Raw genomic sequence first — 26,485 nt, 5'->3', positions numbered from 1 at the left:
TGGTCATAGCAGACTTGTCGTAACAGTATGAAGCCGCTATAAAACACAATTTGCAAGAAGCGATGCCTTGTGGAACATCTGCTATGTTTAACTTGCTTTTGATTGAAGGATAATGCAATTTTAGGGACGAGACGGTTAGCCAACGCCCCCAATTTGCATCTATCTCTTAAACTAGAGTCCGAATAAGTTCAAAAGATTAAAGATAACACCTAGAGGTCCAGTTATAGTGTTGACGGTATCGCCAGTCTTAGCTGATCCAGATCGGTTGACTACTACAACGTCATTATTGCGGAGTATGGGATTAGTTTGCTCATTAATCCCAGCGGAGAAATCCACTTTTACTATACGTTTAGTAACAGAGCCATTAGGGTTGAGGCGAATTAAATCAACAGCCTTACTACTAGCTCTAGCATCATTAAATCCGCCAGCAGCGAGTATAGCTTGATTTAAAGAGCTATTTGGCTGAACGTCTGTTAGACCTGGTTTTTTAACTTCGCCTACCACACCAACTTGAATCCGTGTAGGAGACAAAGTAGTGGTGGCTAATTGAGTCGCTTCTGCGGGGTTAATTTCAGTTGCCGTCGGAATAACAATCGTATCTCCGTCTTGCACAATGATGTCTTGATTGGCATCACCACTCTGTAACAGTTGCCAAAGATTAATATCTATAGATTGTTCTGAGCCAGTTCTTGTAGGTCGGCGTAGCTTGAGATTACGTACATCAGCTTGTGCTGTAATTCCGCCAGCTAATTGAATTACCCGTGTCACATTTGGTAAACCATTGGGAGTGGTAGTACCACTGTTAGGGGTTGCGCCCACTTGGCTATCTGTGTTACCTGGGGTGACAAGATACGAACCAGGACGGTTAACTTCACCAATAATTGTTACTGTGCGGGGCGTGGTTTGACTGGCGGCAAAGTTAGCTGCAAATATATTGCGAGATTCTGCTAGGTTGAAGTTTGTTGCTGTTGGCACAACTATAGTGTCGCCATCCCGCAAGGTAATATCCTGCGATAACTTGCCTGTTTGAATGAGTTCCTTTAAATTGACGGTGACGGCTTGCTCTGAAGAACGTCCTATTCTACGCCGTAATTGAACTTGAGTAACATCCGCAGCTAAAGTTACCCCCTGTGCTGTGGTTAATGCGGCTAATACAGTGGGGTATTGTACGCCTGGATTGTTCCCGGCGCCTCCGCTCAAGCTTAGAGTGTAAGCTCCAGGACGTGTCACCTCTCCAGCAACGAAAATATTGATGGGACGAGGAGACAACAGATTGACTGAGATCAAGGGACGTTTGAGGAAGCGAGCATATCTTCTAGCTATTTCGTCAGAAGCTTGTTCAGTTGTTAGCCCTAGTACCGACACACTGCCAATTAAAGGTAGGTTGATTGCTCCACCTGGGGGAATTTGGTATTCACCTGTATATTCAGGTACTTCAAATACATTTACACGGATGAGATCGCCGCCTCCTAATGAATAATTAGTATCTAATTGTGTTTGTGTGATTGGTGGTTGTGTATTTGGTGGTAATGGTTGTCCCTGAGCTAAACTGGCAGATGACATAGCGGCATTGACAGCAGTTAACAAAGCCATACCTACAGCTGGCTGAATTAGGAATTTAGACAAACTTTTGTTAAGCATATTTACCTGAGACTCTGAAACTACGATCAATAAAGTACTGTCTAAACATTTTTATTTTGACTATACCTAAGTATTCATGTTCCCCGACACTCTTATTTTCCTAGAAAAGTGTGATTTTCCGGAGGAAATTTGTTTATTGAAGTTAAATTTTTAGTGAAGTTAGCTTAAAGTTAATGTTGCTTGAATAGAGTAATATCAAAAAATATAGGATTTACGCAACTAAACCCAGTTTCTACAAGAAATTGTCTCTTAGCCAACAATCAAGTAGTCACGAATAAAGTTTTCTTGTCAAAGTTAATTTGATGACATTTAAAATCTGTGATGAGTAGTAAGGGACTACTAAAATTAGGAACAAGTTCATTAAATAAATACAAATAACCTTGAAAAGATGCAGAAATTTTATTTTTTGTGGATTGTGTTGGGCAAAGAGAACTTAAAAAGGCAGAATTTTGGGTTTTATTTTTCCAGTCAATCAACAATTTCCTATTTGGCAACAAGACTAATTCAAGGGATTGTTTTTTCTTTGGATCTGTTGAATAAAAAATTCTTCTAGGGAGTGACGTGACAAGTTAATGGCGATAATTTTACCTTCCATGAGACGAAGACTGGCAAGAAAATCATAGTAATCATCTTGTAGTGTACCGTGCCAGGAACCATCAGGCTCAAATATGAGAGTGGGTATCCATTTTTTGAGAATTTCCCAGTCACCACCTTGACCTTTTACTTGATATGTGTTTTTTACGCCTAAGAGTTCATTGAGGGAACCAGAGCAAATTAGTTCACCTTGAGCGAGGATGGCAATGCGATCGCAAATCTGTTCTACTTCACTAAGAACGTGGCTGTTGAAAAAAATCGTCTTACCAGCAGCTTTGAGTGCCAGGATAATTTCTCGCATTTGGTAGCGCCCCACCGGATCGAGGCCAGACATTGGTTCATCCAGAAAAACTAAATCTGGCTCGTTAATTAGTGCCTGTGCCATACCAACACGCTGTAGCATTCCTTTGGAATAGCGACGCAGCAGCTTTTTACGAGCGTCGGCTTGGGATAAACCGACTAATTCCAGCAGTTGGGGAATACGTTGGCGTTGGACACTTTGGGGAATTTGGAATAGCCCAGCAGCTAGCTGCAAAAATTCCCAGCCAGTGAGATAGTCATACAAATAGGGATTTTCTGGTAGATAGCCGATATGTTGCTTAACAGTGCGATCGCCGATGGGTTTACCCAACAACGATCCGCGTCCAGAAGTGGGATGAATAATTCCCAACAACAATTTTAAAAGGGTAGTTTTCCCAGCACCATTTGGCCCTAGCAACCCAAAGGTTTCGCCTTTGTAAACCGTTAAAGAACAGTTTTTGAGCGATACGACTTTTTGATTTAGCCAAAAACCAGTGCGATAGACTTTTCGCAACTCAGAAGTTAGGACTACTGGTGGAATGTCTATCGTATTAAGTTGAGAATTAGAGTCATCTGCAACAGACTTCATCTCGGTTAAATCACTATTTACCAGCTTGATATTAATTAGAAGTTACCCGGTAGGCTGATAATAACCATCAACTGCTGGTGTGTCAATTATCGGGGACTGGGGACTGGGGAAGAAGCAAGGGAGCAGGGGAGGCAGGGGAGCAGAGGAGGCAGGGGAGCAGAGGAGAAGAGAAGTTGTAGTAAGTTTTCTCGCCTCTGCCCCTCTGCCCCTCCGCACCTCTGCCTCTTTTCAATGCCCAATTTGACTCTTTTCATAGAACTCCCTTAGAACTGGGAATTAAGCCAGCACGTCGGGGGTCAATTTCCACTGCCAGCCGTGTTGCTCTTGCAAAAGCTTTAAATGTTGCTTCAATGATGTGATGGGAATTAATACCATCCAGTTGCCGAATGTGCAGTGTCATCTGGCTATGGTTCACCAAAGCCACAAAAAATTCTCGCACCAGTTGGGTGTCATAGGTTCCTACCCGCTGAGTAGGAATTTGCAAGCCATAGCTGAGGTGAGGCCGTCCAGAAAAGTCTAGCGCTACCTGAACTAAGGCTTCATCCAATGGTGCAAGAAAATTACCAAAGCGGACAATACCTTTTCTGTCGCCTAGTGCTTGGTTAAAAGCTTGCCCTAAAGTAATGCCGACATCTTCGTTAGTGTGATGATCGTCAATTTCCCAGTCTCCCTTGGCTTGGACATCTATATCAATCAGCCCGTGGGAGGCAATTTGATGCAACATGTGATCCAAAAAAGGAATACCTGTTGCTGCTGTGCAAGTTCCTCTACCATCCAGGTTGATGGTAACTTGCACATTAGTTTCACCAGTGGTGCGGTGAACAGTGGCAATCCGAGGGGTTTCAGTTAAGCGATCGTAGTTTGAATTAACTTGGCGATTGGTTGTTTGCATAAACAATGGGGAATGGGGCATCGGGCATCGGGCATAGGGAATGAGGAATGAGCAAAAATACTAATACTCAATTCCCAATGCCCAATCCCCAATGCCCTATGCCCAAATTATCTTACATTCCCATAATTTCATATCCTGCATCTACATATAGAATTTGTCCGGTAATCCCACTGGACAAATCACTACACAAGAAAGCCGCGGCGTTGCCCACTTCTAACTGAGTGACGGTGCGTCGTAGGGGCGCTACTTCTTCTACGTGATGAATCATATCCAAAATCCCACCCACTGCCGAGGATGCCAAAGTGCGGATGGGGCCTGCGGAGATGGCATTCACACGAATATTTTGCGGTCCTAGTTCAGCTGCCAGGTAACGCACACTCATTTCTAACCCCGCCTTGGCAACTCCCATAACGTTGTAGTTGGGGATTGCTCTGACACCGCCTAAATATGTCAGGGTGACGATGCTACCTCCCTCTGTCATCAAAGGTTTGGCTGCGCCACTTAACTGCACCAGCGAGTAGGTACTAATTTCTAAAGCGGTGTTGAACCCAGAACGAGAGGTTTGACTAAAATCTCCACTTAAATCGTCTTTGCTAGCAAAGGCTAGACAATGGATGAGGATATCTAGCTTTCCCCACTGTTCGCGGATTGTCTCAAAGGTAGATTTAATTTGTTCGTCATCTTGGACATTACAGGGAAGAAATAAGCTGGGGTTGAGGGGTTCTACTAACTCCGCGACTTTTTTCTCCATCTTGCCGCGTTCATCCGGCAGGTAGGTAATACCCAGGTTTGCTCCGGCTTTGTGCAGTTGTTGGGCGATGCCCCAAGCGATCGAGCGGTTATTGGCAATACCTGTAACAAGGGCATTTTTTCCAGTCAGATTTAGCATATAAATTGTTAGTGCGATCGATCATTAGGAGCATACTAGAATCCGAGGCACGTTTTGTCTTTGTTTTATACAGGGTTGACAAAAATGAATATTGCTAAGGGTGTTTGCCGTGACAAAAATCTTGATTTTTTATAAAGATATTCTCAAGATATCTTTATTTGCTCTTCAAAAAACCTTTTGAATATAGCTATTGGAACTACTTATCAACAATTACTAGCTGAAAGGATCAACAATTATGTATCATTATAAACAAAGAGTTATGAAGAGATGAGTTTGAGTATAGGAAAGTACAGAAAGGTTGACGGTGCTTTATTCATTTTTCGGGTGTATTCTTAGGTAATCAGTTTTTGTTTTTCCGGCATTGGGTAGGGGAAGGGAGATGATCGTGACACAAGATAAAGCCCTAGCAAATGTTTTTCGTCAGATGGCGACCGGGGCGTTTCCGCCAGTTGTGGAAACGTTTGAACGCAATAAAACGATCTTTTTTCCTGGCGATCCTGCCGAACGAGTTTATTTTCTTTTGAAAGGTGCTGTTAAACTTTCCAGGGTGTACGAGGCAGGAGAGGAAATAACGGTAGCGTTGCTGCGGGAAAATAGTGTTTTTGGTGTATTGTCATTGCTGACAGGAAATAAGTCGGATCGGTTTTACCATGCGGTTGCATTTACTCCTGTGGAATTACTGTCGGCACCAATTGAACAGGTCGAGGTAGCACTCAAGGAAAATCCAGAATTATCAATGTTAATGCTGCGAGGTCTGTCTTCGCGAATTTTACAAACAGAGATGATGATTGAAACTCTCGCCCACCGAGATATGGGTTCTAGGTTGGTGAGTTTTTTGTTAATTCTTTGTCGGGATTTTGGCGTTCCTTGCGCAGATGGGATCACAATTGATTTGAAATTATCTCATCAAGCGATCGCAGAGGCAATTGGTTCAACTCGTGTTACCGTTACTAGGCTACTGGGAGATTTGCGTGAGAAAAAGATGATTTCCATCCACAAAAAGAAGATTACTGTGCATAAACCTGTTACCTTAAGTAGGCAGTTCACATAAAAACAATTGGAGAAAGGGGAATCGGCGCGTGTTCTATTTTGAAAAATGACACTAATAGCTAGAGGTAAATCTAAAATTGAATAATTTCAGCTATTGCCAATTTCCACTTCTTTCCAGACAATGCTTAAAAGTAGTAGGCTGTATCAGGAAGGATTTCGGTAGCTAAAGATGACCACCGGATACATCCTCATCGCAGCAATTTTGATTCTGGGAGGCGTAATTGCCACCGTGGGCGATCGCATCGGCACACGAGTTGGCAAAGCCCGCCTCTCACTTTTTAATCTTCGTCCGAAAAACACTGCCGTACTAGTAACAATTTTTACTGGTGGTTTAATTTCAGCATCAACTTTAGGGATTTTATTCGCTGCCGACGAAGGCTTGCGAAAAGGAGTCTTTGAGTTAGAAGATATTCAAACAGACCTCAGACAGAAGCGGGAACAGCTAAAAACCGCAGAAACTCAGAAAAGTCAGGTAGAAGGTGAGCTAAACCAAGCAAGAATTGCCCAAGCAAAGGCACAACAGGACTTGCAGGCAATTAATCAATCCTTGCAGGCGGCAAATGCCAAACAGAGGCAAACACAAGCTCAGTTAAACCGCACCATTAGTCAACAAGCCCAAACCCAAACTCAACTCCAACGTACTCAAGGTCAGCTAGATCGGGTTGTAACTCAATATCAAAAAGCCATAGCTGAATTGCAAAGTGTTTACAATCAGAGAAAGGAACTACAGGCGGCAGTTGAACTACTGAAAACAGAACGTCAAAGACTGTATGCGGAAGCGAAAAAAGCCATTGACGAAGCCAAAACAGCAATTGAAAAACGCGATCGCGAACTTGCTAACCGTCAAGAAGCTATAGAACAGCGCGATCAAAAAATTTCCCAACTGGATCAACTAATTCAAAAACGTAATGTAGAAGTTGCAGCACGAGAGCAAGTGATTGCCAAGCGGGAATCTCGCCTCAAAGAGTTGGAAGCACAACAGGAGCAACTAGAACAGGAAGTTGCCAGGCTGGAAAAATATTATCAGTCCTACCGCGACCTGCGTCTGGGTAAGCTAGCCTTAGTTCGCGGTCAAGTTCTGTCCGCGGCTGTAATTCGTGTTACCCAACCTGCTGCTGCTCGTCAGGCAGTGGGACAACTTTTACAAGAAGCCAATCGCAATGCCAACCTCGAATTAAGCGAACCTGGTGCAAATCCGGCAAATGTAGAGCTACTGCGCGTAACCCAGGATAGAGTTGACCAATTAAGCAAGCAGATTGAGGATGGTAAAGAATACGTCGTGCGAATTTTCTCTGCTGGTAATTACGTCAGGGGAGAAAAGCAGATAGAATTTTTCGCGGATACAGCCCAGAATCAACTGGTTTTTTCGGGAGGCGCGGTGCTAGCCACGACTACTGCTGATTCCAAAACCATGACATCTTATCAGTTACAGCAGCGGCTAGAAATACTGATTTCTGCTTCCCAATTTCGTGCCCGTAATGCCGGAATTGTCGAAAATGTGCAAGTAGAGGGGACTTTTCTGCGCTTTGTCAGCCAATTAAGACAGTATAATCAACCCCTGGAGATCAAAGCGATCGCAGCAGAGAATACTTATACAGCCGGGCCATTGAGAGTAAAATTAGTGGCAATAGTTAACGGAAAAATTATTTTTAGTACTTAAAAAATTATTTGCACGCTGTTATTAGTAAGATTTAAACATATTGAACAGCAGTCAAAATAGTTGCTGTAGCTGCATTTTTATTTAGCAGACACTACGCGTAACAAGTTTTATTTTTTATTTTTTATTTATTATGAATTTCCGTGAATTTTCACCAACGCAACCAGTCATCTTGGGGTTTGATCCAGGTCGAGATAAGTGTGGTTTAGCGGTGATGGGACTCGATCGGCAACTGTATTATCATCAAGTCGTGCTAGCAAAAGAGGCGATCGCTACCATCGAGACACTGCGCCAAAGGTTTCCGATCTCTTTGATGGTCATGGGCGACCAAACTACAGCCAAACAGTGGAGACAGAGATTATATCAAGAATTGACAGAACCGTTGAGTATTATTTTAGTGGATGAGCGCTACACAACCTTAGAAGCACGCGATCGCTATTGGCAAATGTTCCCGCCCAAAGGGCTAATCAAGCTATTGCCACAGGGTCTAAGACAGCCTCCAAGACCCATAGATGACATCGTTGCCATCCTCTTAATCGAAAGATACTTAAATCGCCTCACGGAATCAACACTAAGCAGTCAGGAGTGAGGAATTAGATCGTTAACTCCAAACTCCAAACTCCAAACTCCAAACTCCAAACTCCAAACTCCTAACTCCTAACTTTTAAAGTTCCGCCCGAATCGTAAAAGCATAGTCTCCTCCAGGCTCTAGCTGATAATCTTGTTGCTCCAAAAATCGACCGAGGGGTTCTTTGATTAAGGCGCGGCCTTGGGAAGGCTTGACGGCAAGTTCTCCCCGGCGAAAATGCCACTGGAAATGCCACTCAAACTCACCCGCATTCACTTCGCCTTCTAGGAAGCCGTGTTGCCAGGATTGGCGGGTAATTCTGACATGGGCAGTGGTTTCTGGCAGACGTTTTGCACTCACAATGCTTTATGTCAAGTGTGGAATAACAGCCGATTATTTAGGCTACTTACTTTATTTACCAAACATAGCTTAATTAGACAAACTGACAAAGTGGGTATTTGTAGTTTACTAGGTTGTGTTTATGAGTAAGATGACTTCAGCATCCTGAAATTGTGCCACCGATAGCGTAAGCAAGCTACGCGTAGCGTCTCCAAGAGTTGCGTTAGCGAGTTTTACTTCGAGGATCGTAGTTCGTCATAAAGATTGGAAAATAAATCAAACGAGAAATGCTAGTTTTTTCGTTGCTTCTAGCGATCGCACTTTAACTAATGGCACATTTCAGGAATCGTTCCCATTGGCAATGTGAAGCAGCCTCTATTGTCAATACCCAAATTAGCAGCGTCCACCACTTTGATCGTAATTGTGTCACTGAAAGTGTTTGTTGCGAAGCCCACAGTATATTTATGCCGGAAGATAGCTGTTTTTTGAATCTATATGTACTCCAAACGTTGGTAGAAGTACCTGAAGCATACAATAAATTAAAAACTACAGATAAAAAGGTTTCGTGAATTACGCATAGACCCTTGTACCATCGGGCAGTGCTATAAGAACAACTACGTCGAACAGCAACGCCTAGAAAAACAGGGTGAATCTATGGTGGAGTCTTCAGAATAAACTAAAAAAGCGGCTTGTTATAAGTTAGTAGTACTAAGTGCATTTTCATAAATAAATTTATAAAGTTTGGTATTTTATTTTGGTTTTGCTGCCTAAAGAATTTGTCAATAATGATTTAGATATAACTATTATTTATTACTATTTATGTGATGCTCAATTCCCTAACTCAAGTAAGATGTGCGCTCACTCTTAAAATCGATATTATATTTGTTAAATGTAAATTTCATTTTACGTAATGAGGTAAGTAATGGCAATTCAATTGAAAGTTCCAGATATTAAAGGTGATGAGTGCGCCCAAAAAATAACTAAATCTATTCTGACTATGGAATCTGATGCCAAAGTAGATGTCAATGTTGATACTAAAACTGTAACTGTAGATGCTGCGGCTTCTGAAGAGTCAATTAAACAGATGGTTCAATCTGCTGGTTATACTATAGAAGGCTATTAATTTATTTTCTAAATTTTCTAATAAATTTAGAGAAAATAAATTAGCCAGCAAAATTACTTAATGATATTTACGTCCGTTTTCAGGGCGTAAATATTAATAAGTACTCTACTCGATCGCAACTATTCCTCTTCTGACATCATGGCAAACACCAATAATAATTAAATTCACCAAGACCACAATCAAACATGACTTTCAGAAAATTAAATCTTAAATCTCATGTTAATCATCCTTATTAACTAAAAGTTAGAGTAAATCGTCTATATAATGTGATATTTTTACACCTAGCAAGGAAGAAAAATTACATTCACTTATTCTCAAGTCTAAGTACTAGGGAGGATTTCTAATGAATAACTAACTGATAGATAATTGGAGCAGAAAGCTATAGCTAGAATCATGGAAACTAAACAGCTAGGAAAAACTGGTATCTTTGTAAGTGCGATTGGTTTGGGTGGTATGCTCATGTCAATTGCTAATCGCCCTCCTGAATCGGAATCAATCCAAGTTATTCATCGTGCCTTGGATTTGGGTATTACATTTATTGACACTGCCGATTCTTACTGCAAAGATGAGTCCGATAAGCACCACAATGAGCAGCTAATTCACAAAGCAATTAGTAATTACAAAGGCGATGTTAGCCAAGTGATTGTAGCCACTAAGGGCGGGTTGATGCGTCCCAATGGCAACTGGACAAGCAACGGCAACCCAGAACATTTGCGCCAAACAATTCGAGCCAGTTTTGAGGCGTTGGGTGGTGCTAAACCCATTGATGTATGGCAATATCATTCTCCCGATACTAATTACACTATTGAAGAATCTCTTGCAGCAGTTAAAGAAGCAGTAGAGGCTGGTTTGATCCGGTTTGTGGGAGTTTCTAACTTTTCCGTTGAACAAATTAAGCGGGCGCGGGATGTGGTGGATATTGTCTCGGTGCAGAATCAATACAGTCCTTGGCAACGACAGCCAGAAAATGATAGCGTGTTGAAGTATTGCGAACAGCAAGGATTGACCTTTTTACCTTGGAGTCCATTTGGTGGTAGGCGTCGCCATCAGGATTTGCAGGATATTTCTGCGATCGCTAAGTTAGCTAAAGAAAAAGGCGTGTCGGTGTATAATATCGTTCTAGCGTGGTTGCGTTCCAAATCGCCCGCTATTTTGCCTATTCCTGGTGCTAGCAGGGTTTCCAGCATTGAAGACTCAACACATGCTATCAACGTGAAACTATCTGACGAAGAAGTGCAAAAAATCGATCGAGCAACTTAATTATTCGGCGTTGCTAATTCAATGTATGAATCTGGGTGTTAAGACGTTGCCATGTAACGTTTTTACAAAGATTTTGAAATCATGCCAAATCATTTTCATACCTGAATTCAGCAACGCCAATTATTCTACTGGCTAACGTAGATGTGGTAGAACTTGTCTATAAAAAAAGACATGATATTAGAAACACACCGCTTGCTAATGCGTGATTTTGTAGAGACAGATTTGCAGGCGGTTTTTGCCTATCAATCCGATCCTTTGTATTTGCATTATAACTACTGGACACAACGCACAAAGAACGATGTTTGCGAGTTTATCCAGATGTTTATCAATCAGCAAAAAGAGCAGCCTCGGACTAAGTTTCAGTTAGCTATTATCCTTAAGGAAGAAAATCAGCTTATTGGTAATTGTGGTATTCGTGTAAATGACTCGGAAATGCGGGAAGCAAATATCGGCTATGAACTAAATACTCAATATTGGGGACAAGGTTATGCAACAGAAGCAGCACAGGCAATTTTAAAGTTTGGCTTTGAAGAATTGAGAATGCATCGTATCTGGTCTTGGTGTGTTTCAGAGAATGTTGCTTCTATAAGGGTATTAGAAAAAATTCGTATGCGTCGTGAAGGTCATCTGCGGGAAAAAGAGTTAATCAAAGGCAGATGGTACGACAACTTTCTTTACGCTATCCTTGACCGCGAATGGAAAGCAAAGTAATACTGCTTCTATGAGCTACCTCAGAGGTTGTTTGAAAAGTGGTTAGGTGTAATTTTAGGCACTTATTGATCCCCCCTAGCCCCCCTTAAAAAGGGGGGAAAACTTCTTAAAGTCCCCCAATTTATCGGGGGATTTAGGGGGATCTAAAACTTTTTGCTACGAACAACAGGACTTTTCAAACATCCTCTCAGAGACAATATCATAAATTGCTGAGAAATTGAGAATAAGACAAGTTCAGAGGGTCGCACAAATGACCAATACTATCCTCAATTTCCAAGCAGGTTTAGCGTTAAGTTGATACCAATGAGCTAGCTATGCGCCCCGACTAATCTATATCTCCAGATGCGATCGCATCTAATTTCTCAACATCAAGGATCGTAATCGTCCCACCCCGGCGATAAGCAATTACTAGTTTGAGACTTTTAATTAATCGCACGCATTCTTCGTAAGTAATGCCGCTACTTCGAGCCATCCGATAATAAGATAATTTGACTTTTAAACACTTGCCTTGTGGACTAGATTCAGTTCCAGATTCAACAGCAAAATATTTAATCAATCTCGCAAGGCGAACAATCGCTCTTTCAGAAACTAATCCGTGGACTGTTTCATGTAATTGCTGAATCCGACTGTTAAAAATCATCAGCATTCTTAAGGCAATTTCAGGATTTTCTCCAATAGCTTTTAATAAAGCATCACGCTCTACAGTGAGAATTTCACAATCAGATTCAGCAGTGACAGTTGCCGGAGAAATGCCATTTCCTAACAAAGCAGGAGCCGCAAAAATTTCCCCAGCAGCTAAGGCGCGGAGAATTGTTTCTTTCCCCGTTGTTGCTGTTTTGGTAACTTGAATCGATCCACTGACAACAGCATAGAGTTTTGCTGGTAAGCGATCGCCTTCATGGAGAATAATCTCTCCTTTGCGATAGCCTTGTACCTGAGTGTAAAGTTGCAAACCGATCTTCTCTGCTGTTTCTAAACCTGCAAACACGATAATTTGCGAAAGTTGTTCTAGGGATGCCTGCACGATTAGCTTGATATTGCAAAGGCTGGACGATGATGAATCCAAGGATTAGCCGCTTCTAATTGTGCTGCTAGGCTGATGATTGTGGCTTCAGCAGCAGGTTTACCAATTAGCTGCACACTGATGGGTAAACCCTTACTATCAAAGCCTACAGGAATAGCGATCGCAGGTTGTCCAGTTGCATTCGCAGGCGGACAAGGGGCAACCCACTCAATAATATTTTGGAATGTCTCTTCTGGACTCAGCGAAGCCCATTCTCCAACGCGGATAGGTGAATGTAGATAAACTGGCAATACCAGCACATCCACGGTATCGAAAAACGCCACAATCTGCCGTGCCACTACCTGCATTTGGGAAACTGCTTGCAGGTATTCTCCAACGGAACCTGTACGTGCAAATAGCCAGCGATTCAATGGCTGCAAAGCTTCAACAGGAAGTCCCGATGCGGCTACCCCAGCTTGCCAGACGATTTGAAATGGTTCAACTAAAGCACTGAAATCCGGGGATTTCTGTTCAACGTGGTGGCCGAGTTTTTCTAATAACTGCACTGTTTGGCGGACACCTTGCTGACAGTTGGCGTCAGCTTCTCCCAATGGAGAAATGCTAGTGTCAAAAGCAATTCGCAAAGCACCAAGTTTTGTCCCAGTTGCAGCGAGAAATGATGGTTCGGGATCTGGCAACCAGTAAGGATCGCCTGTCATGTAACCAGATATGGCATCCAAAAGGGCAGCAGCATCAGCAACAGTCCGGGCGATTGGCCCGTTGACGGCAATTCCAGCGAGGCGTTCGCCTACGGGTGCTTTACTCACTCTGCCTCTGGATGGTTTAATTCCCACTAAACCACAACAAGCCGCAGGCCCCCGAATTGAACCACCGCCATCAGAACCTTGAGCGATCGCACACAGTCCAGCTGCTACCGCCGCCGCCGCGCCACCACTGGAACCGCCAGGGGTGTATTCTAAATTCCACGGATTTCTCGCTGGAGGAAAACCCATAGGTTCGCTGTAGGGAAAAGAACCTAATTCGGAAGTGGCTGTTTTACCAAGAATAGTAAATCCAGCTTGCTTAATTCTCGTTACAACACCATCATCATAGTTAGGGATATTGTTCAGTAATGCTGGATTTCCATAAGTACAGGTAACACCTGCTACAGCATTGAGGTCTTTAATGGAAATCGGCACGCCAAAAAATGGCGGTAGTTCTGAGGTAGTTGTTAATAATTCTGTTTTGGCTTTGGCATCTGCGATCGCTAATTCTGCCGTCACCGTAAAATAACTTCCTAATTGAGGATTTAATTGCCCAATTCGTTCTAAATATATTTCTACCAACTCTAGCGGTGATATTTCCCGGCGACGAATTAATTGCGCCAACTCTAGTGCTGGGGTAAATGCTAAATCAACTTCATTCATAGGTTAGTGAATGGGTAATTTTGTCTTTCTCTGGGATTTTTAAACTGAAATTGTTACTTTAGCAGGATTTCCGGGAACTATAAATTTTATAGTTCCTAAGATTTGTGACTTGTTTAGGATGCTCAGATGCAATAGGCGTGGTTGTATTCTTACTCAAGCCATTTTAATTGTTCCGCATAAACTTTCGACAAATCCCTAAGGGGTATTTATGGCTAACCTAGAAATACTTGTTAGTGAATTGCCAACACTAATTCAGAATTTAAAACTGACTATTGGCGATTCTAATGAGATCGTGGAACAAATTATCCCGATCAATGATGCTCAGGAACAGCTACGAAATATTAAAAAATTAATCGCTCATGAATTGAGATTTGAGCGTATCAATAATTCTGCGATCGCTACAATTCCTCGATTGAGCGCAGCTACTTTATTTATACCTAATTTGGGATTAGTTGAGCCAGCGATCGCAGAAAAGTTTGGAAACTCAGAAACTAAAATTTCATTGGCTGATTTACAATTAAAAATTGATGCTTGGATTGAATGGGATTATTTTTTACAAGCAATAGCCGCTGATATTCTTAGCGATCTTAAATTAGTAAATCAACTAAATTCTAATATTATTAATTTAAGTACATCAAATGAATTTCAAACACTTAATGACGGCTTAAAAATTGACTTAGCCTTGGGTAAAGCTAATATTTTACGACATCAAATTGAAAAAATTAGAGATTATCAAAAACAACTATTACAGTTACAGCAAAAACTAAATTATATTTTTGATACTATTAAAAATAGTCGCAGCTTATTAAATATTTTATTAGGTGTCTCAGCTTTTTATGGTAAATCTGGTTTCGCTTTAGAGTGGTTAGATGATGACCACGAATTAATCATATCGAGTGAGGGAAAATTTCAAGAATTGACAAATATTCTCAATGATTGTGATTATTTCCAAGAGGAAATTGCTGCTTTAATTATTAAGGCTAATACTTTAGCTCAACAGGGAGAAGAAGCCCTGAAAAAGATTGAAGAGGAAAGTAGTAAAGAAGCAATCAGTAGCCAGAAAGTAGGAATATTAACAAAGTTTTCAACACCAAAAATAGTAAGTTCAGCTTTGATTATCGGTTCAAGTTTATTAATCTTAACTTTTGCTGGTTTGAAAATTAGAGAGCAAAATCTAAGTTTAACTCAAGAAACAAGTACCATCAACAACTTTAAATCTGCTCAAAAACTTGGTATGGAGGCTGCTTCTCTAGTTCAAAAGCCACCGCATCCTCTAAAAGTCTGGCAACAAGCAGAAACTAAATGGTATCAGGCAATAATTTTATTAGATAACATTCCTGCTAAAACATCAGTTTATGACCGGGCAAAGAAGAAATTAGCTTACTATCAAATTAACTATAAATCTATCAGCCAAAGAGTGCTAATTGAAAAGAAAGCTGTAGGAAACTTAGAATCAGCCCACAAGCTAGCAACAGAAGCTAATTTATTTGTTCAAAATTCACCTCATTCACAACTAAGTCGGCAGCAAGCACAAGATAAATGGCAGCAAGCAATTAATTTATTACAAGCTATTCCAGAGAGTACGTCTGTCTCTGTCGAAGCTAAAGAGATGCTTTCTATTTACAAAACTAATTATGCAGCGACTAATCAGCAGTCCTAAATCATTTGTGAAAAATTAGATAGGATTACTATATAGCAGTTATTGAATATTTGACAAATTGCGTTAAAAAAGTAAAGAGGTAAATCGCCCTCTTTCAACGCTTTACCTCTCTCAACAACAGATAATTACAACTGACAATTACAGCTTAGAACGGTCAGTCAAAATCTCATAACCAGTCTCTGTCACCAAAACTGTATGCTCAAACTGAGCCGACAAAGAATTATCCATAGTGACTGCTGTCCAACGGTCAGATAATGTCCGCGTGTGTCTAGAACCCGCGTTTAAAATTGGCTCAATTGCCAGCGTCATCCCTGCCCGGAGTTTCACATTTGGCATCTCACGAGTACGGTAGTTGAATACTGAAGGTTCTTCATGCAGGTTACGACCGACACCGTGTCCAGTAAATTCTTCAACTATACTAAAGCCGTTAGATTTCACATGATCTTCAATTGCTCCAGCTAAGTCAAGCAGGTATACACCAGCCTTTACTTGCTCAATGCCTTTATATAAAGCTTCTTCTGCTACACGAATTAATTTAGTAGCTTCTGGCGTCACTTCACCGACAGCAATTGAAATGCAAGAATCACCATGAAAGCCTTGGTAATAAGCACCTGTATCTACTTTTAATACATCCCCGACGCGAATCACTTTTTTGGGGCTAGGAATGCCATGTACTGCTTCATTATTAATGCTGGAGCAGATAGAACCTGGAAAACCGTGATATCCTTTAAAACTTGGTGTTGCACCCATTTCGCGGATGCGTTTTTCTGCAAAAGCATCCAAATCAGCTGTTGTCATTCCTGGCTTTACTAGCTCGGAAATTTCTTTTAGGACAGTTGCGACAATTGCCGATGATTGCCGCATGATTTCAATTTCACGCGGCGATTTAATTTCAATTCCTCGGCGCTGTTTTTTCGCTGGTGCTGGTTGAGTAGCTTGAGAAAGTAAGTTACTGAAAATGTTCATGGGAAATTAATAATTACTGGTGGCTTTGACGCTGAAGTATGAATGCTTTCTCTAGATTAATTGAGAAATAATATCTATAATTTAACACTATGGGAGTTAGTACAGTTTGGTCTTAAATTGTAATGAATTGAGGCGGCAAAATCTTTAGCAGTAAAATAGTGCTTCAGTTGGCTGGGATTATTAAGCTGTAGTTGATAGCGTTTACCAACCTCAAATTCCAAATGATTTGGCTCAAACTTGAGTTCATTAGCCGTATTACCCAAGTTAATTGTAATTTCTGTAGCTGGTTGCTTGAGGAAATCGCCAGACAAATTCGCCGCCATTGCTGGAGTAGCAGCAATGAAATTTAGAGCGAGGAGTAACGTTAATATCACGTAGTTACGCCGTAATATTTGTACCCAACCAGGAATTGTGAAACTAAGGGATTTAATTACAATTTCGTAAAAACAGTTATAAATTTTCATCACTAATTCTCAAAAGGCAATGCTGATGAGCAGGAAGAATGAATAGGTAGCGGGAAAAACCACTTTACCTATTCTTTATATTATCCATGCCCAGTGCCTTATCTCTACCTAATACTTTTCTCTACTAACACAGATGGCCCAGCAGTAACGACTACAATTTGATCTGGGTGGAGTAACTCATGAGCCGCCTGATTAACTTGGGCAAGAGTGACTTTCTGGATTTTATCAGTGAAGGAGTGCAATTCTACTTTATCTAGTCCATACACCTCATTCATCAGAATTCTATCTGTTAATTCCTCTGGATTTGCCAGGGAAACGTTGTAGTTGCTGATGAGGGTGCGTTTAGCTGTTTCGACTTCCAGTGCCGTGACGCCTTGTTGATGGATTTGCTGTAGAATTTGGCGGGTACTAGCGATCGCTTTACTGCTATCTTCAGGACTAGTTTGCATTTCTATCAAAAATGTCCCTACATTCTTCCCAGCTTGGAAGGAGCTATAAATTCCATAGCTCAAACCTTGGCGATCGCGCACTTCTGCACCTAGTCTACTAGATAAGGTATCGCCTCCTAAAATCTGGTTCAGTACAAAAGCTGCATGAAATCGAGGATCGTAACGGTTAATGCCTGTGTAACCCATATAAGTTACAGCTTGGGCTTTATCTGGTAAAACTGGGTTGACACTGACGATTTTCTCCGGTATTGCCACCGGGGGATATTTTAATGTGGGTGCTTGGCCGCTAACTTCCCAGTCTCCAAACTTATTTTTAATCAGCGATCGCACTTTGTCTAGATCGAAATCTCCCACCAGCGCTAGCACTGTTGTATCTGGGCGATAATGTTTAGTTTTGAAATCAATCACATCCTGGCGCTGAATCTGCTGTAAACTCTCCTCTGTGGGAAAGGTATGTAAGGGGTGTTTTTTCGGATAAATTGACTGAACAAATACTCTTCTGGCTACTTCTGATGGCTCATCTAATTCCTGTTGCAAATCAGTTAAAGTTTGTTGGCGATGCAGTTCTAACTCTTTGGCTGGGAAGGTACTATTTTTTACAACATCTGCTAATATCTCTAGGAGTATCGGCAAATCATCTGCTAAACTATCACCTTCGATATGCACGCCTTCGCGGTAGGTTTGAAAGTCTAGACTTGCCCCTCGTTCTCCTAAGACTTTAGCAATAGTTAAAACATCCTGGCTCTTAGTACCATTTAGCAAATTATCTGCCACAAAAGCAGCTAATCCAGCTTTGTTCTCTGGATCGAATTCTGTCCCAGCTTGAATATAACCGCTCAAGGTAACGGTGGGAGTACTGCGATCGGGTAACAGTAATATCCGCAATCCGTTAGTCAATTTAAATTCCTGGGGTAAGACTTGGGCGATGTCTTCGACGGCAAGCAACGCATCTGTAGCCAAATCCACAGGTGGTAAGTATTTCATCACCTCAGAAAAAAGCACGGGTACGCCAGGAGAGAAATTTTCTGTAGTTTGGGCTGAGTCTGGTTTGTCAGCAACTTCTGTTATCTGCTTCTGGGTTGGTTCAAAAAAGCCTACTGTCCGCGCTTCTTTTGTCAAGTATTTGTTAATGACAGCAACAACATCCGTCGGCTTCACCAGACGAACAGCTGCCAAATAGCGATCTGTGTAGCGATAATCACCAACAGTTGTCTCATCAGTGCCCAATCGCATTGCTTGAGAGGTGATATCACGGTTACTCAAAATTACATCTGCTGCTAATTGAGTTTTGGCTCGTTCTACTTCCTCAGATGTCACACCTTTTTCTGCTACATTGGCGATCGCACTACTCAACATTGAGTCAATTTTTTTCAAATCTTGTTTAGCTCCAGCCGTTACCAACACTTCATACCAGCCAGATTCTCGCAAACTGGTGACGGATGCTGTAACTTCACTAGCTAAACCTGATTCCACCAATGCCTGATAAAGTCTAGAATTCCGTCCCTCTGTCAAGATGTAATCCATCACATCCAGCGCCGGCACATCCGGTTGATTTGCATCCGGTAGCGGATACACAACTTGTAATAGCCGCCCTGCTCCCGGTTCTCGCAAGACGATGGGAGACGAGGAGTAAAGACTTTCCCCTCTGCTCCTCTGCTCCTCTGCTCCTCTGCTCCCCCTGCTCCCCTGCCCCCTGCCTCCTGCTTCCTGCCTCGGTAATTTGCCAAACACTTCTTTAATTGTTTCAAGAGTATTTGCAGTTTGAAAATCTCCAACAATCACTAAGACAGCATTATCGGGACTGTAAAAATTGCGGTAATATTTTTCTACCTGCTCAACTTCAAACTTCTCGACATCAGCTTTAGTGCCACCTACAGGCAACCCATAAGCATGATTGGGAAACACCGCTTGCATGACAGCGCGGTTGAGGCGATATTCTGGACTGTTTTCGTAACCTTGCAACTCCGAAATTACTACCCGCTTTTCACTGGCTAATTGCTCCGGCTCAATCTGGGAATTTCGCATTCTGTCTGCTTCCAGCACCAAGAGCGCTTTCAGCTTGTTTCGTTCCACAGTACCGTAATATGCAGTTTGATCGTAGCTGGTGAAAGCATTGGAATCACTACCTAAAGCACTAAATAAACGTCCAAATTGAATTGGACGGTTTTTTGTACCTTTAAACATCATGTGTTCCAATTGGTGGGCAATGCCATTCACGCCCGGTTCTTCGTTACGCGAGCCAACCTTGTACCACACCTGCACCGTCACCACTGGCGCAGTATGCACTTCCTTTGTCAGGACAGTTAGACCATTTTCCAGCACTGTCTTGCGGACATTTTCTGTCAGTGTTGAGGGCATTATTCTTTTTGCTAGCAAGGTTGACTGATATTTTTCTTTGTTAGTAGATATAACAGGATGTTGGCTATGAGAAGGTCGATCGCTCAACAAAAAAACAGCTAGTAGCCATAAACTTAAAAGTAATAACGGTAAGGGATATTTATAAAATTTAGAATAAAATTTAGCAAATCCGTACATGTATTTAGCAGATTTATCTGTAAATTAAGTTACATAATTGTTTTTGTGAGTGACTACACTTTAATCTGGCAAAAAAATCTGTGACTTCAGTAACAATACAGAAAAACAATATATTAGCAACAAAGCTAATAAAAAAGCTAAGTTATGGGAGTTTTGCTAAAATCCGAATGAATTCCAAAGGTAAACCATCGGTATCGGCGATGAAAGCTACTTCGTAAATGCGATCGCCGATTTGCTGTTGTGTCGGTTCTAAAAGCACCTTCAACGGTTCTAATCCTTCGGGTTGACTCTCAGCAGCCAGCAATACACGTTCTTGCAAATTTGTCAACCAGCTAGGTAAATCTGGTGTCATCTCAGTTAAATCGAACGAGAGATGATAATACCCTACATAATGCTCATCAGCAAACGCATCTGGGGCTGGTTTTGGTTCGGGAATTTGGATCAGTTCAATTCTGCCGCCCAATCCTTCCATCCAGCAAGCTAAGGTGTAGCCTGTGGTAAAGCGTTCTGAGATTGTAAACCCTAAAAGTTCGTAGAAAGCGATCGCTCGATGAATATTCGCAGTCCGAATAGAGGCGTGGTGCATATCAGTCCTTAGTCCTTAGTCCTTAGTCATTTGTCCTTTGTTATTCACTAATGACAAATGACTAATGACAAATGACCATTATTCAAACAACCTGAAATAAGGGTAGCGTACAGGGACACCAGGCTCTTTTTCCAAGTCAAAATTAATCACTTCCCAACAGGCATCATCTGAAGTATCGGGGCTAAACTCCACGGGTAAACCGTACAAACGCGCAGCTGTAGCTTCTGGTTGTCCAGAACGCCAAGGCGTGCTGCGTTCTAAATAGCCACTCATCAATTCCTGATAGCGTCGAGCAATAATCACTCGTGTTGCTCGAAAACCTTGGGTATAGAGCTTATCTAATGCTTCGTGAATTTCAAAGCGGATACCATCAGGATGAGTATGTTGTCTATACCATTCATTATTCCACCTCCGCCAATGACGCCCCGATTGCAAATGGATTAACTCTCCATTTTTAGGATTAGCTTCAAACGCGCCATGACGCGGACACAAATAGGTATCTGTGAGTGTCAACGCCGGAATAGTCTGGCGACAATGGGGACACTGTATTTCCGGCCCAAACATCGGGTACTGCAAACCTGGATTCATCATGAAGTGCGTACAAACATAGTTTTGTCTTCACCAGCACTAGTGGGTTGGATTATACACTTCGGTTCAACCACTTTGAGTTACTTGCTCGCTGCTGCATAGACACGGTGTTGCGGCAGGAACATTGTTCACTAGTGTTTTCCTCAGCGTAGAGGCTTGACGCTGTGATATCCTGGTTGTGCAACCAGCCTCAAAGGTTGGAGTTTCTCCAGTGTTCCTGGGTACCATATTCATATTCTATCGTGTCTACCGCTTCTTACTGGACATCTCCTGATTTTTCTCAAGCTGCCTTCATTGCAGCCAATGCTGTTGTTATGGGTTCGGTAAATATAGCAACAGGAGTGAGCATTTGGTATGGAGCAGTGGTGAGGGGAGATGTAGAACGGATTGAAATTGGCGAATGCACAAATATTCAGGATGGTGCAATTTTACATGGTGATGCTGGTTTTCCAACAATTTTAGAAGATCATGTTACCGTCGGGCATCGTGCTGTAGTACATTCTGCCTACATTGAGCGTGGAAGTTTGATTGGCATTGGCGCAGTGATTTTAGACGGGGTACGAGTTGGCGCTGGTAGCATTATTGGTGCTGGCGCAGTGGTAACTAAAAATGTACCGCCTTTGTCCCTAATTGTCGGTATTCCTGGTAAAGTGTTACGTCAAGTAACAGATGTTGAAGCCGCAGAACTGATTGAACACGCTAAACGTTACCAAAAGTTAGCTTTAGTTCATGCTGGTAAGGGTACTGATATTGGTTTTAGCAAGGCTTAGAGAGTAGGAAGTGGGGAGCAGGGGAGAAGGGGAGAAGTCGCAGTCAGTTTTTACTCTCTGCCTCTTTGCACCTCTGCCTCTTATGCCCAATAACCAATGCTCAATACTCCATAAATTAAACATTCTTTACATTTATATTTGGAAAAATTGCCCACTTCAGCTAAAAATAAAAATGAGAGCTGTTGACAAAACTTTAATTTCTACTTAAGAGAGGGGTTCTAGATATGGATATCGATTTTCGTATAGCGATCGTTTTAGCACCAGTTGCCATTGCCGCTAGCTGGGCAGTGTTTAATATTGGCGCTGCGGCTTTAAGACAAATTCAAGGCTTTTTGGATAGAGAAGCTTAAATTCATTAATCGGGTATGGGGCACGGGGCACTTGTACTGAGCGTATCGCTAAAGCGAAAGCTCCGCTAACGCGTAGCGTCTCGTAGAGAAGCCGTTGACGCAGCCTCTCATCGAGAAGTGGGCATTGATTATTCACCTTGTCCCCTTGTCCCCTTATCTCTACTCCTTACTCCCCACTCCCATTCCTTGAATATCGATTCTGTAATACAACCGCTGCAACGCTTTGGTGTCCATTTGGGACTCGATCGCATTGTCAATCTATTGGCAAATCTCGGCAATCCCCATCACCAAGTCCCGGTTATTCATGTTGCTGGCACTAATGGCAAAGGTTCAGTCTGTGCCTATCTTTCCTCGGTACTTACTGAGGCTGGTTATCGTACAGGACGCTACACTTCACCCCATTTAGTTGATTGGACGGAACGTATTTGTCTGAATGAACAGCCAATTTCCTCTGAGGAATTGAGTCAATTATTAGAAAAAGTCCAAGCGGTTATTCGCCCTGATGACGAATCGGCAACTCAGTTTGAAGTAATTACGGCAGCTGCTTGGTTATATTTTGCCCAGCAACAAGTTGATGTGGCTGTGGTAGAAGTCGGACTAGGAGGGCGCTTAGATGCAACCAATGTCTGCTTGGAACCTTTGGTTACGCTCATTACTTCCATTAGCCGGGAACACTGGCAGCAACTTGGCCCTACCCTTGCTGATATTGCTAGAGAAAAAGCAGGTATTCTCAAACCTGGATGTCCCGTTGTGGTTGGGCCATTACCACCAGAGGCAGACAAAGTGGTGCGATCGCGTGCCTTAGAATTACAATGCCCACTTTTTACACCTCAACCTTCCCGTGAAATCGCTACACGATGGGCAGAGTATGAAACAATTCAAAATTCTAAATTAATTAAATATCCATTACCGTTAGCGGGACAAATTCAGTTAACTAATTCAGCTTTAGCTTTAGCCGCTTTAGAAATTCTCCAACAACAGGGTTGGCAGATTTCAGAAGAAGCCATAACTAAGGGTATGGCCAAAACTAAATGGCCGGGGCGGATGCAATGGACTACTTGGAAAAATCATAAATTATTACTTGATGGCGCTCATAATACCGCCGCCGCCCAAGTTCTCCGCCAATATGTTGATAGCTTAGATGTAGTTAACCCCAAACCCATAAATTGGGTTATGGGAATGTTTGCCGATAAGGATCATACTGATATTTTTACCGCATTACTGCGACCAGGCGATCGCCTTTATTTAGTGCCAATACCAGTAGAACCCTGGCCCGGTAGAACTTCTGCGGATTTAGACTACTTATCAAATCTAGCTTACAGCCTCTGTCCCGAATTAAGCGATCGCCAAATCCATCCAGATTTATTTACAGCACTAGCAGCCGCCACTACAACCGCTACCACAGAAGATTTAATCGTTTTGTGTGGTTCCCTTTATTTAATCGGTGAATTTTTAGCAACCACCAATATATTTCATAAATCATAATTACGAATTACGAATTACGAATTACGAATTTACCTCTGATTCCACTCTTGCGCCGCATCTTCTACAGCTTTATCTACAGTTTTCTCGCCTAACATTGCTGCTTGCAAGTTCTCGTAAACTGCCTTTTGCAGTTTATTAAAATCCTTCAAGGTAGGGGTCAATATTTCTGCCTTTGGCAGTTCTTCAGCACTCATAACTCGTGCTTTTTCTATTGTTGAAGCATTAGCTGGAACATCTTTAAAGTAAGTATCAGACAATGCTTTGATTGTAGAAGGTAGGACATTTGCAGCTTTAGCAAAGGCTAACTGATTTTCGTCATTGGTGACAAATAAAGCAAACTTCACAGCGCCATCTGGTTGTTTGCTATCGCGGGGAATAACTATGTTCATCACCGCGACATTTTTCTTACCTGTGTTACCAGTGAGTTGAGGTGCTATTTCTGAAGCTTGAGCAATTTTCGGGGCATTATTAGCGATCGTTTTCAGGAACTCTGGCCCAGAAGCTAGAAACGCCGTCTCTCCAGATTGGTATAAATCGATCGCGTGGCGATGTCCTTGGGTTAAAGCCTCTTTAGGAAGCAAACCTTTTTTATACAAATCTACCCAATACTGAAACGCGGCTTTCCCTGGTGCTGAATTAAACGCGGCTTTACCCTCAGCATCTATTAAGGTGACTCCCATTTGCACGAAAGATTCCAGCACTTCACCAGAATCTTGCGGTACGAAAGTCACAAAAAAGGCATACTTACCCGTCTTATCTTTAATTTGTTGCGCGGCTTGTGCCAATTCTGCGTAGGTTGCAGGGACTTTATTGATACCTGCCTGTTTTAATAAATCAGTGTTATAAATGGTTAACCGTGTGGTGAGATACCAGGGAATCCCAAAACTCTTGCCATTAAGCGTACTTGCTTTCCAGATATTCGGCAGATAGGAGGAACGTACATTATTCGGGACTTTCGCATCTAAATCTAACCAAGCATTTCGTCCGGCAAGTTGAGAAGCAAAACCCGGATTCAAGTTAACTACATCAGGTGGCGTTTTTGCGGAGACAGCTGTTAATATTTTGTTCTCCATTGCTGCCCAAGGTACATCAACCCAGTTAATCTTTATACCTGGATTTTGCGATTCAAAATTCGCAATTAGGCTTTTGAAGTAGTCGGTAAATTGAGGTTGGAGTTGCATTGTCCAAAACTCAACAGTTCCCACTCCTGAAGTAGCTTGTTTTGTACTTGTATTAACATTACCTGTACTGCAACTTACAATCCAACTGGTTAATAAGCCAAGCAGTACAAAAGCAACAAGTTGTTTAAATTTTCGCAATTGAATCATTTTCCCAGTATTTTTACGCTTGATCGGTGTGAAAAGCTTAGACAGAATTGTTGAGATTATAGGCTAAATAAATTACCCGTAAAGACGTAATATATAACGCCTTTACTGCAACAAATTTAAATTTTCAATTTAGCAGTCCAGCGGGCACAACTGTGGTAAAAAGCTTCAATAGTCTGTTTGGCAAATCGAAAAAAGGGGTAGGCATTGAACTTGCTCCCGAACGGGTGAATGTTGTTCAGCTACGCAAGCAGGGTCAAGGCTTGAAACTAGAAATCTATACATCGGTAGCAGTTCCAGAAGGGATAGTTGTCGATGGTCAAATCAGCGACCCTCCAGCAATGGCGCAATTAATCCAACAAGCGCTAGCTGAGAGCAAAATCAAAACTTCTCACGTTGCTACTGGTGTACCAGGACGAGATTCTATCGTTCGGATTATACCAGTGCCAGCAGAGTTAGACGATAAAGAACTGCGAGAAATGGTGCTGAACCATGAAGCAGGTTTGTATTTACCTTATCCTCGTGAAGAGGCTGATGTAGATTATCAGAAACTTGGGTATTTTGTAGATGAAGATGGCATTGAAAAAGTACACGTACTCCTAGTTGCCACCCGCAAGGAGATAACGGATACCTATATAAGTACATTCGAGCAGGCAGGATTACAAATTGATGTTTTAGAAATTAACAGTTTTGCTCTAATTCGGACTATTCGCGAACAACTGCGACAATTTGGGCCGCAAGAAGCAGCAGTACTAGTTGATATCGAGTTTGACAGTACAGAAATAGCCATCATCGTTAACGGAGTGCCGCAATTTTCGCGCACAGTCCCAATCGGGACTTATCAAATGCAAACTGCCTTAGCAAGGGCAATGAGCTTACCTACATCACGAGATATGGAACTGTTACACGGAATGCTTATTCCTGCAACTCCCATAGACGGTGGTAAAACTGGCGTTACCGAACTCGATCCTGGCATGGCTGCCATATTGAGAGTCTTGGGAGAACTAACGGATGAACTGCGCCGTTCCATCGATTTTTATCTGAATCAAAGTGAAAATTTGGAGGTAGCGCAGATTTTATTAGCTGGGCCAGGAGGTGGACTTCAACAGCTAGATGAATTTTTTACTCAACGATTGAGTTTGCCAACTACCCAAATAGATCCAATCGGGTCTTTATCTTTGGAAGTTGACACTGATAAATATCCACAGGTACAACGCTCTGGCTTGGCGATTGTACTTGGTCTAGGAATGCGGGAGGTGTAACA

Annotated in this window: 23 protein-coding genes and 1 pseudogene; 11 read left to right on the top strand and 13 right to left on the bottom strand. The window is 42.1% G+C overall.

Translation table 11 applies throughout. The features are described from left to right. Positions 1 to 171: 171 nt before the first annotated feature. The 4 genes from V7K84_RS20190 to fabI form a co-directional block, all read right to left on the bottom strand. A complete protein-coding gene (locus tag V7K84_RS20190) occupies positions 172 to 1,641 on the bottom strand; it encodes an SLBB domain-containing protein (protein WP_334840600.1) in 1,470 nt (489 codons plus the stop codon). A gap of 499 nt (positions 1,642 to 2,140) precedes the next feature. Then, positions 2,141 to 3,124 carry an ABC transporter ATP-binding protein gene (locus V7K84_RS20185; protein WP_334840597.1) on the bottom strand — a complete coding sequence of 328 codons (984 nt, stop codon included), beginning with the start codon at positions 3,122 to 3,124 and terminating at the stop codon, positions 2,141 to 2,143. A gap of 250 nt (positions 3,125 to 3,374) precedes the next feature. Continuing rightward, on the bottom strand, positions 3,375 to 4,016 hold the full coding sequence (gene hisB, locus V7K84_RS20180; RefSeq protein WP_292730822.1) for an imidazoleglycerol-phosphate dehydratase HisB: 642 nt from the start codon (positions 4,014 to 4,016) through the stop codon (positions 3,375 to 3,377). Positions 4,017 to 4,128: 112 nt separating this feature from the next. Further along, on the bottom strand, positions 4,129 to 4,905 hold the full coding sequence (gene fabI / locus V7K84_RS20175; protein WP_334840595.1) for an enoyl-ACP reductase FabI: 777 nt from the start codon (positions 4,903 to 4,905) through the stop codon (positions 4,129 to 4,131). 379 nt (positions 4,906 to 5,284) lie between these two features. Between fabI and ntcA the strand changes: the two genes are divergently transcribed. From ntcA to V7K84_RS20160, 3 genes are all read left to right on the top strand, one after another. Continuing rightward, complete coding sequence (gene ntcA, locus V7K84_RS20170; protein WP_292854711.1) at positions 5,285 to 5,956, top strand: global nitrogen regulator NtcA; 672 nt, start codon at positions 5,285 to 5,287, stop codon at positions 5,954 to 5,956. A 168-nt stretch (positions 5,957 to 6,124) separates the two neighbouring features. Further along, a complete protein-coding gene (locus V7K84_RS20165) occupies positions 6,125 to 7,615 on the top strand; it encodes a DUF3084 domain-containing protein (RefSeq protein ID WP_334840594.1) in 1,491 nt (496 codons plus the stop codon). A 130-nt stretch (positions 7,616 to 7,745) separates the two neighbouring features. Next, complete coding sequence (locus V7K84_RS20160) at positions 7,746 to 8,201, top strand: resolvase (protein ID WP_334840592.1); 456 nt, start codon at positions 7,746 to 7,748, stop codon at positions 8,199 to 8,201. A gap of 75 nt (positions 8,202 to 8,276) precedes the next feature. On the opposite strand, the gene V7K84_RS20155 is transcribed toward V7K84_RS20160, so the two are convergent. Then, positions 8,277 to 8,540 (bottom strand): DUF3146 family protein, encoded by a 264-nt coding sequence (locus tag V7K84_RS20155; RefSeq protein ID WP_094347376.1) that lies wholly within the window; start codon positions 8,538 to 8,540, stop codon positions 8,277 to 8,279. Between the two features lie 901 nt (positions 8,541 to 9,441). Between V7K84_RS20155 and V7K84_RS20150 the strand changes: the two genes are divergently transcribed. From V7K84_RS20150 to V7K84_RS20140, 3 genes are all read left to right on the top strand, one after another. Further along, complete coding sequence (locus tag V7K84_RS20150; protein WP_334840591.1) at positions 9,442 to 9,642, top strand: heavy-metal-associated domain-containing protein; 201 nt, start codon at positions 9,442 to 9,444, stop codon at positions 9,640 to 9,642. A gap of 393 nt (positions 9,643 to 10,035) precedes the next feature. Beyond that, positions 10,036 to 10,902: an aldo/keto reductase gene (locus V7K84_RS20145; protein WP_334840590.1), complete on the top strand. Its 867-nt coding sequence runs from the start codon at positions 10,036 to 10,038 to the stop codon at positions 10,900 to 10,902. Between the two features lie 171 nt (positions 10,903 to 11,073). Continuing rightward, a complete protein-coding gene (locus V7K84_RS20140; RefSeq protein ID WP_334840589.1) occupies positions 11,074 to 11,613 on the top strand; it encodes a GNAT family N-acetyltransferase in 540 nt (179 codons plus the stop codon). A gap of 325 nt (positions 11,614 to 11,938) precedes the next feature. Here V7K84_RS20140 and V7K84_RS20135 read toward each other — a convergent pair whose 3' ends face one another. Continuing rightward, the gene (locus V7K84_RS20135) at positions 11,939 to 12,637 is read right to left on the bottom strand and encodes a Crp/Fnr family transcriptional regulator (protein ID WP_334840588.1); all 699 of its coding nucleotides are present in this window, start codon (positions 12,635 to 12,637) and stop codon (positions 11,939 to 11,941) included. A 2-nt stretch (positions 12,638 to 12,639) separates the two neighbouring features. Beyond that, positions 12,640 to 14,043 (bottom strand): amidase, encoded by a 1,404-nt coding sequence (locus V7K84_RS20130; RefSeq protein WP_334840587.1) that lies wholly within the window; start codon positions 14,041 to 14,043, stop codon positions 12,640 to 12,642. A gap of 208 nt (positions 14,044 to 14,251) precedes the next feature. On the opposite strand from V7K84_RS20130, the gene V7K84_RS20125 reads away from it, so the two are divergent. Continuing rightward, complete coding sequence (locus V7K84_RS20125; protein ID WP_334840586.1) at positions 14,252 to 15,703, top strand: hypothetical protein; 1,452 nt, start codon at positions 14,252 to 14,254, stop codon at positions 15,701 to 15,703. Positions 15,704 to 15,841: 138 nt separating this feature from the next. Here the strand turns inward: V7K84_RS20125 and map are convergent, their stop codons facing one another. The 5 genes and pseudogenes from map to V7K84_RS20100 form a co-directional block, all read right to left on the bottom strand. Next, a complete protein-coding gene (gene map / locus V7K84_RS20120) occupies positions 15,842 to 16,669 on the bottom strand; it encodes a type I methionyl aminopeptidase (protein WP_334840584.1) in 828 nt (275 codons plus the stop codon). Between the two features lie 125 nt (positions 16,670 to 16,794). Further along, positions 16,795 to 17,133: pseudogene (locus V7K84_RS20115) on the bottom strand (copper-binding protein); the annotation flags it as partial. 104 nt (positions 17,134 to 17,237) lie between these two features. After that, complete coding sequence (locus V7K84_RS20110) at positions 17,238 to 20,117, bottom strand: M16 family metallopeptidase (RefSeq protein WP_334840582.1); 2,880 nt, start codon at positions 20,115 to 20,117, stop codon at positions 17,238 to 17,240. A gap of 142 nt (positions 20,118 to 20,259) precedes the next feature. Next, on the bottom strand, positions 20,260 to 20,703 hold the full coding sequence (locus V7K84_RS20105; protein ID WP_334840579.1) for a VOC family protein: 444 nt from the start codon (positions 20,701 to 20,703) through the stop codon (positions 20,260 to 20,262). A 78-nt stretch (positions 20,704 to 20,781) separates the two neighbouring features. Continuing rightward, the gene (locus tag V7K84_RS20100) at positions 20,782 to 21,291 is read right to left on the bottom strand and encodes a TIGR02652 family protein (protein ID WP_442939936.1); all 510 of its coding nucleotides are present in this window, start codon (positions 21,289 to 21,291) and stop codon (positions 20,782 to 20,784) included. A gap of 242 nt (positions 21,292 to 21,533) precedes the next feature. On the opposite strand from V7K84_RS20100, the gene V7K84_RS20095 reads away from it, so the two are divergent. The 3 genes from V7K84_RS20095 (at position 21,534) to V7K84_RS20085 (ending at position 23,896) form a co-directional block, all read left to right on the top strand. After that, entirely contained in the window at positions 21,534 to 22,061 is a 528-nt protein-coding gene (locus V7K84_RS20095; RefSeq protein ID WP_334840578.1) for a gamma carbonic anhydrase family protein, read from the top strand. Between the two features lie 224 nt (positions 22,062 to 22,285). Next, positions 22,286 to 22,411 (top strand): photosystem II protein Y, encoded by a 126-nt coding sequence (locus V7K84_RS20090; protein WP_292747505.1) that lies wholly within the window; start codon positions 22,286 to 22,288, stop codon positions 22,409 to 22,411. Positions 22,412 to 22,597: 186 nt separating this feature from the next. Then, the gene (locus tag V7K84_RS20085; protein ID WP_334840576.1) at positions 22,598 to 23,896 is read left to right on the top strand and encodes a bifunctional folylpolyglutamate synthase/dihydrofolate synthase; all 1,299 of its coding nucleotides are present in this window, start codon (positions 22,598 to 22,600) and stop codon (positions 23,894 to 23,896) included. Positions 23,897 to 23,925: 29 nt separating this feature from the next. Here V7K84_RS20085 and V7K84_RS20080 read toward each other — a convergent pair whose 3' ends face one another. Then, positions 23,926 to 25,224: an ABC transporter substrate-binding protein gene (locus tag V7K84_RS20080; protein ID WP_334840573.1), complete on the bottom strand. Its 1,299-nt coding sequence runs from the start codon at positions 25,222 to 25,224 to the stop codon at positions 23,926 to 23,928. 152 nt (positions 25,225 to 25,376) lie between these two features. On the opposite strand from V7K84_RS20080, the gene pilM reads away from it, so the two are divergent. Then, complete coding sequence (pilM, locus tag V7K84_RS20075) at positions 25,377 to 26,483, top strand: type IV pilus biogenesis protein PilM (protein ID WP_334840571.1); 1,107 nt, start codon at positions 25,377 to 25,379, stop codon at positions 26,481 to 26,483. The last annotated feature ends 2 nt before the right edge of the window (positions 26,484 to 26,485 follow it).

The sequence above is a fragment of the Nostoc sp. genome (genome assembly GCF_036917315.1).
GTDB lineage: Bacteria > Cyanobacteriota > Cyanobacteriia > Cyanobacteriales > Nostocaceae > Nostoc.
Note: the sequence above shows the minus strand (reverse complement) of the source record. Positions and strands in the feature narration are given on the sequence as shown.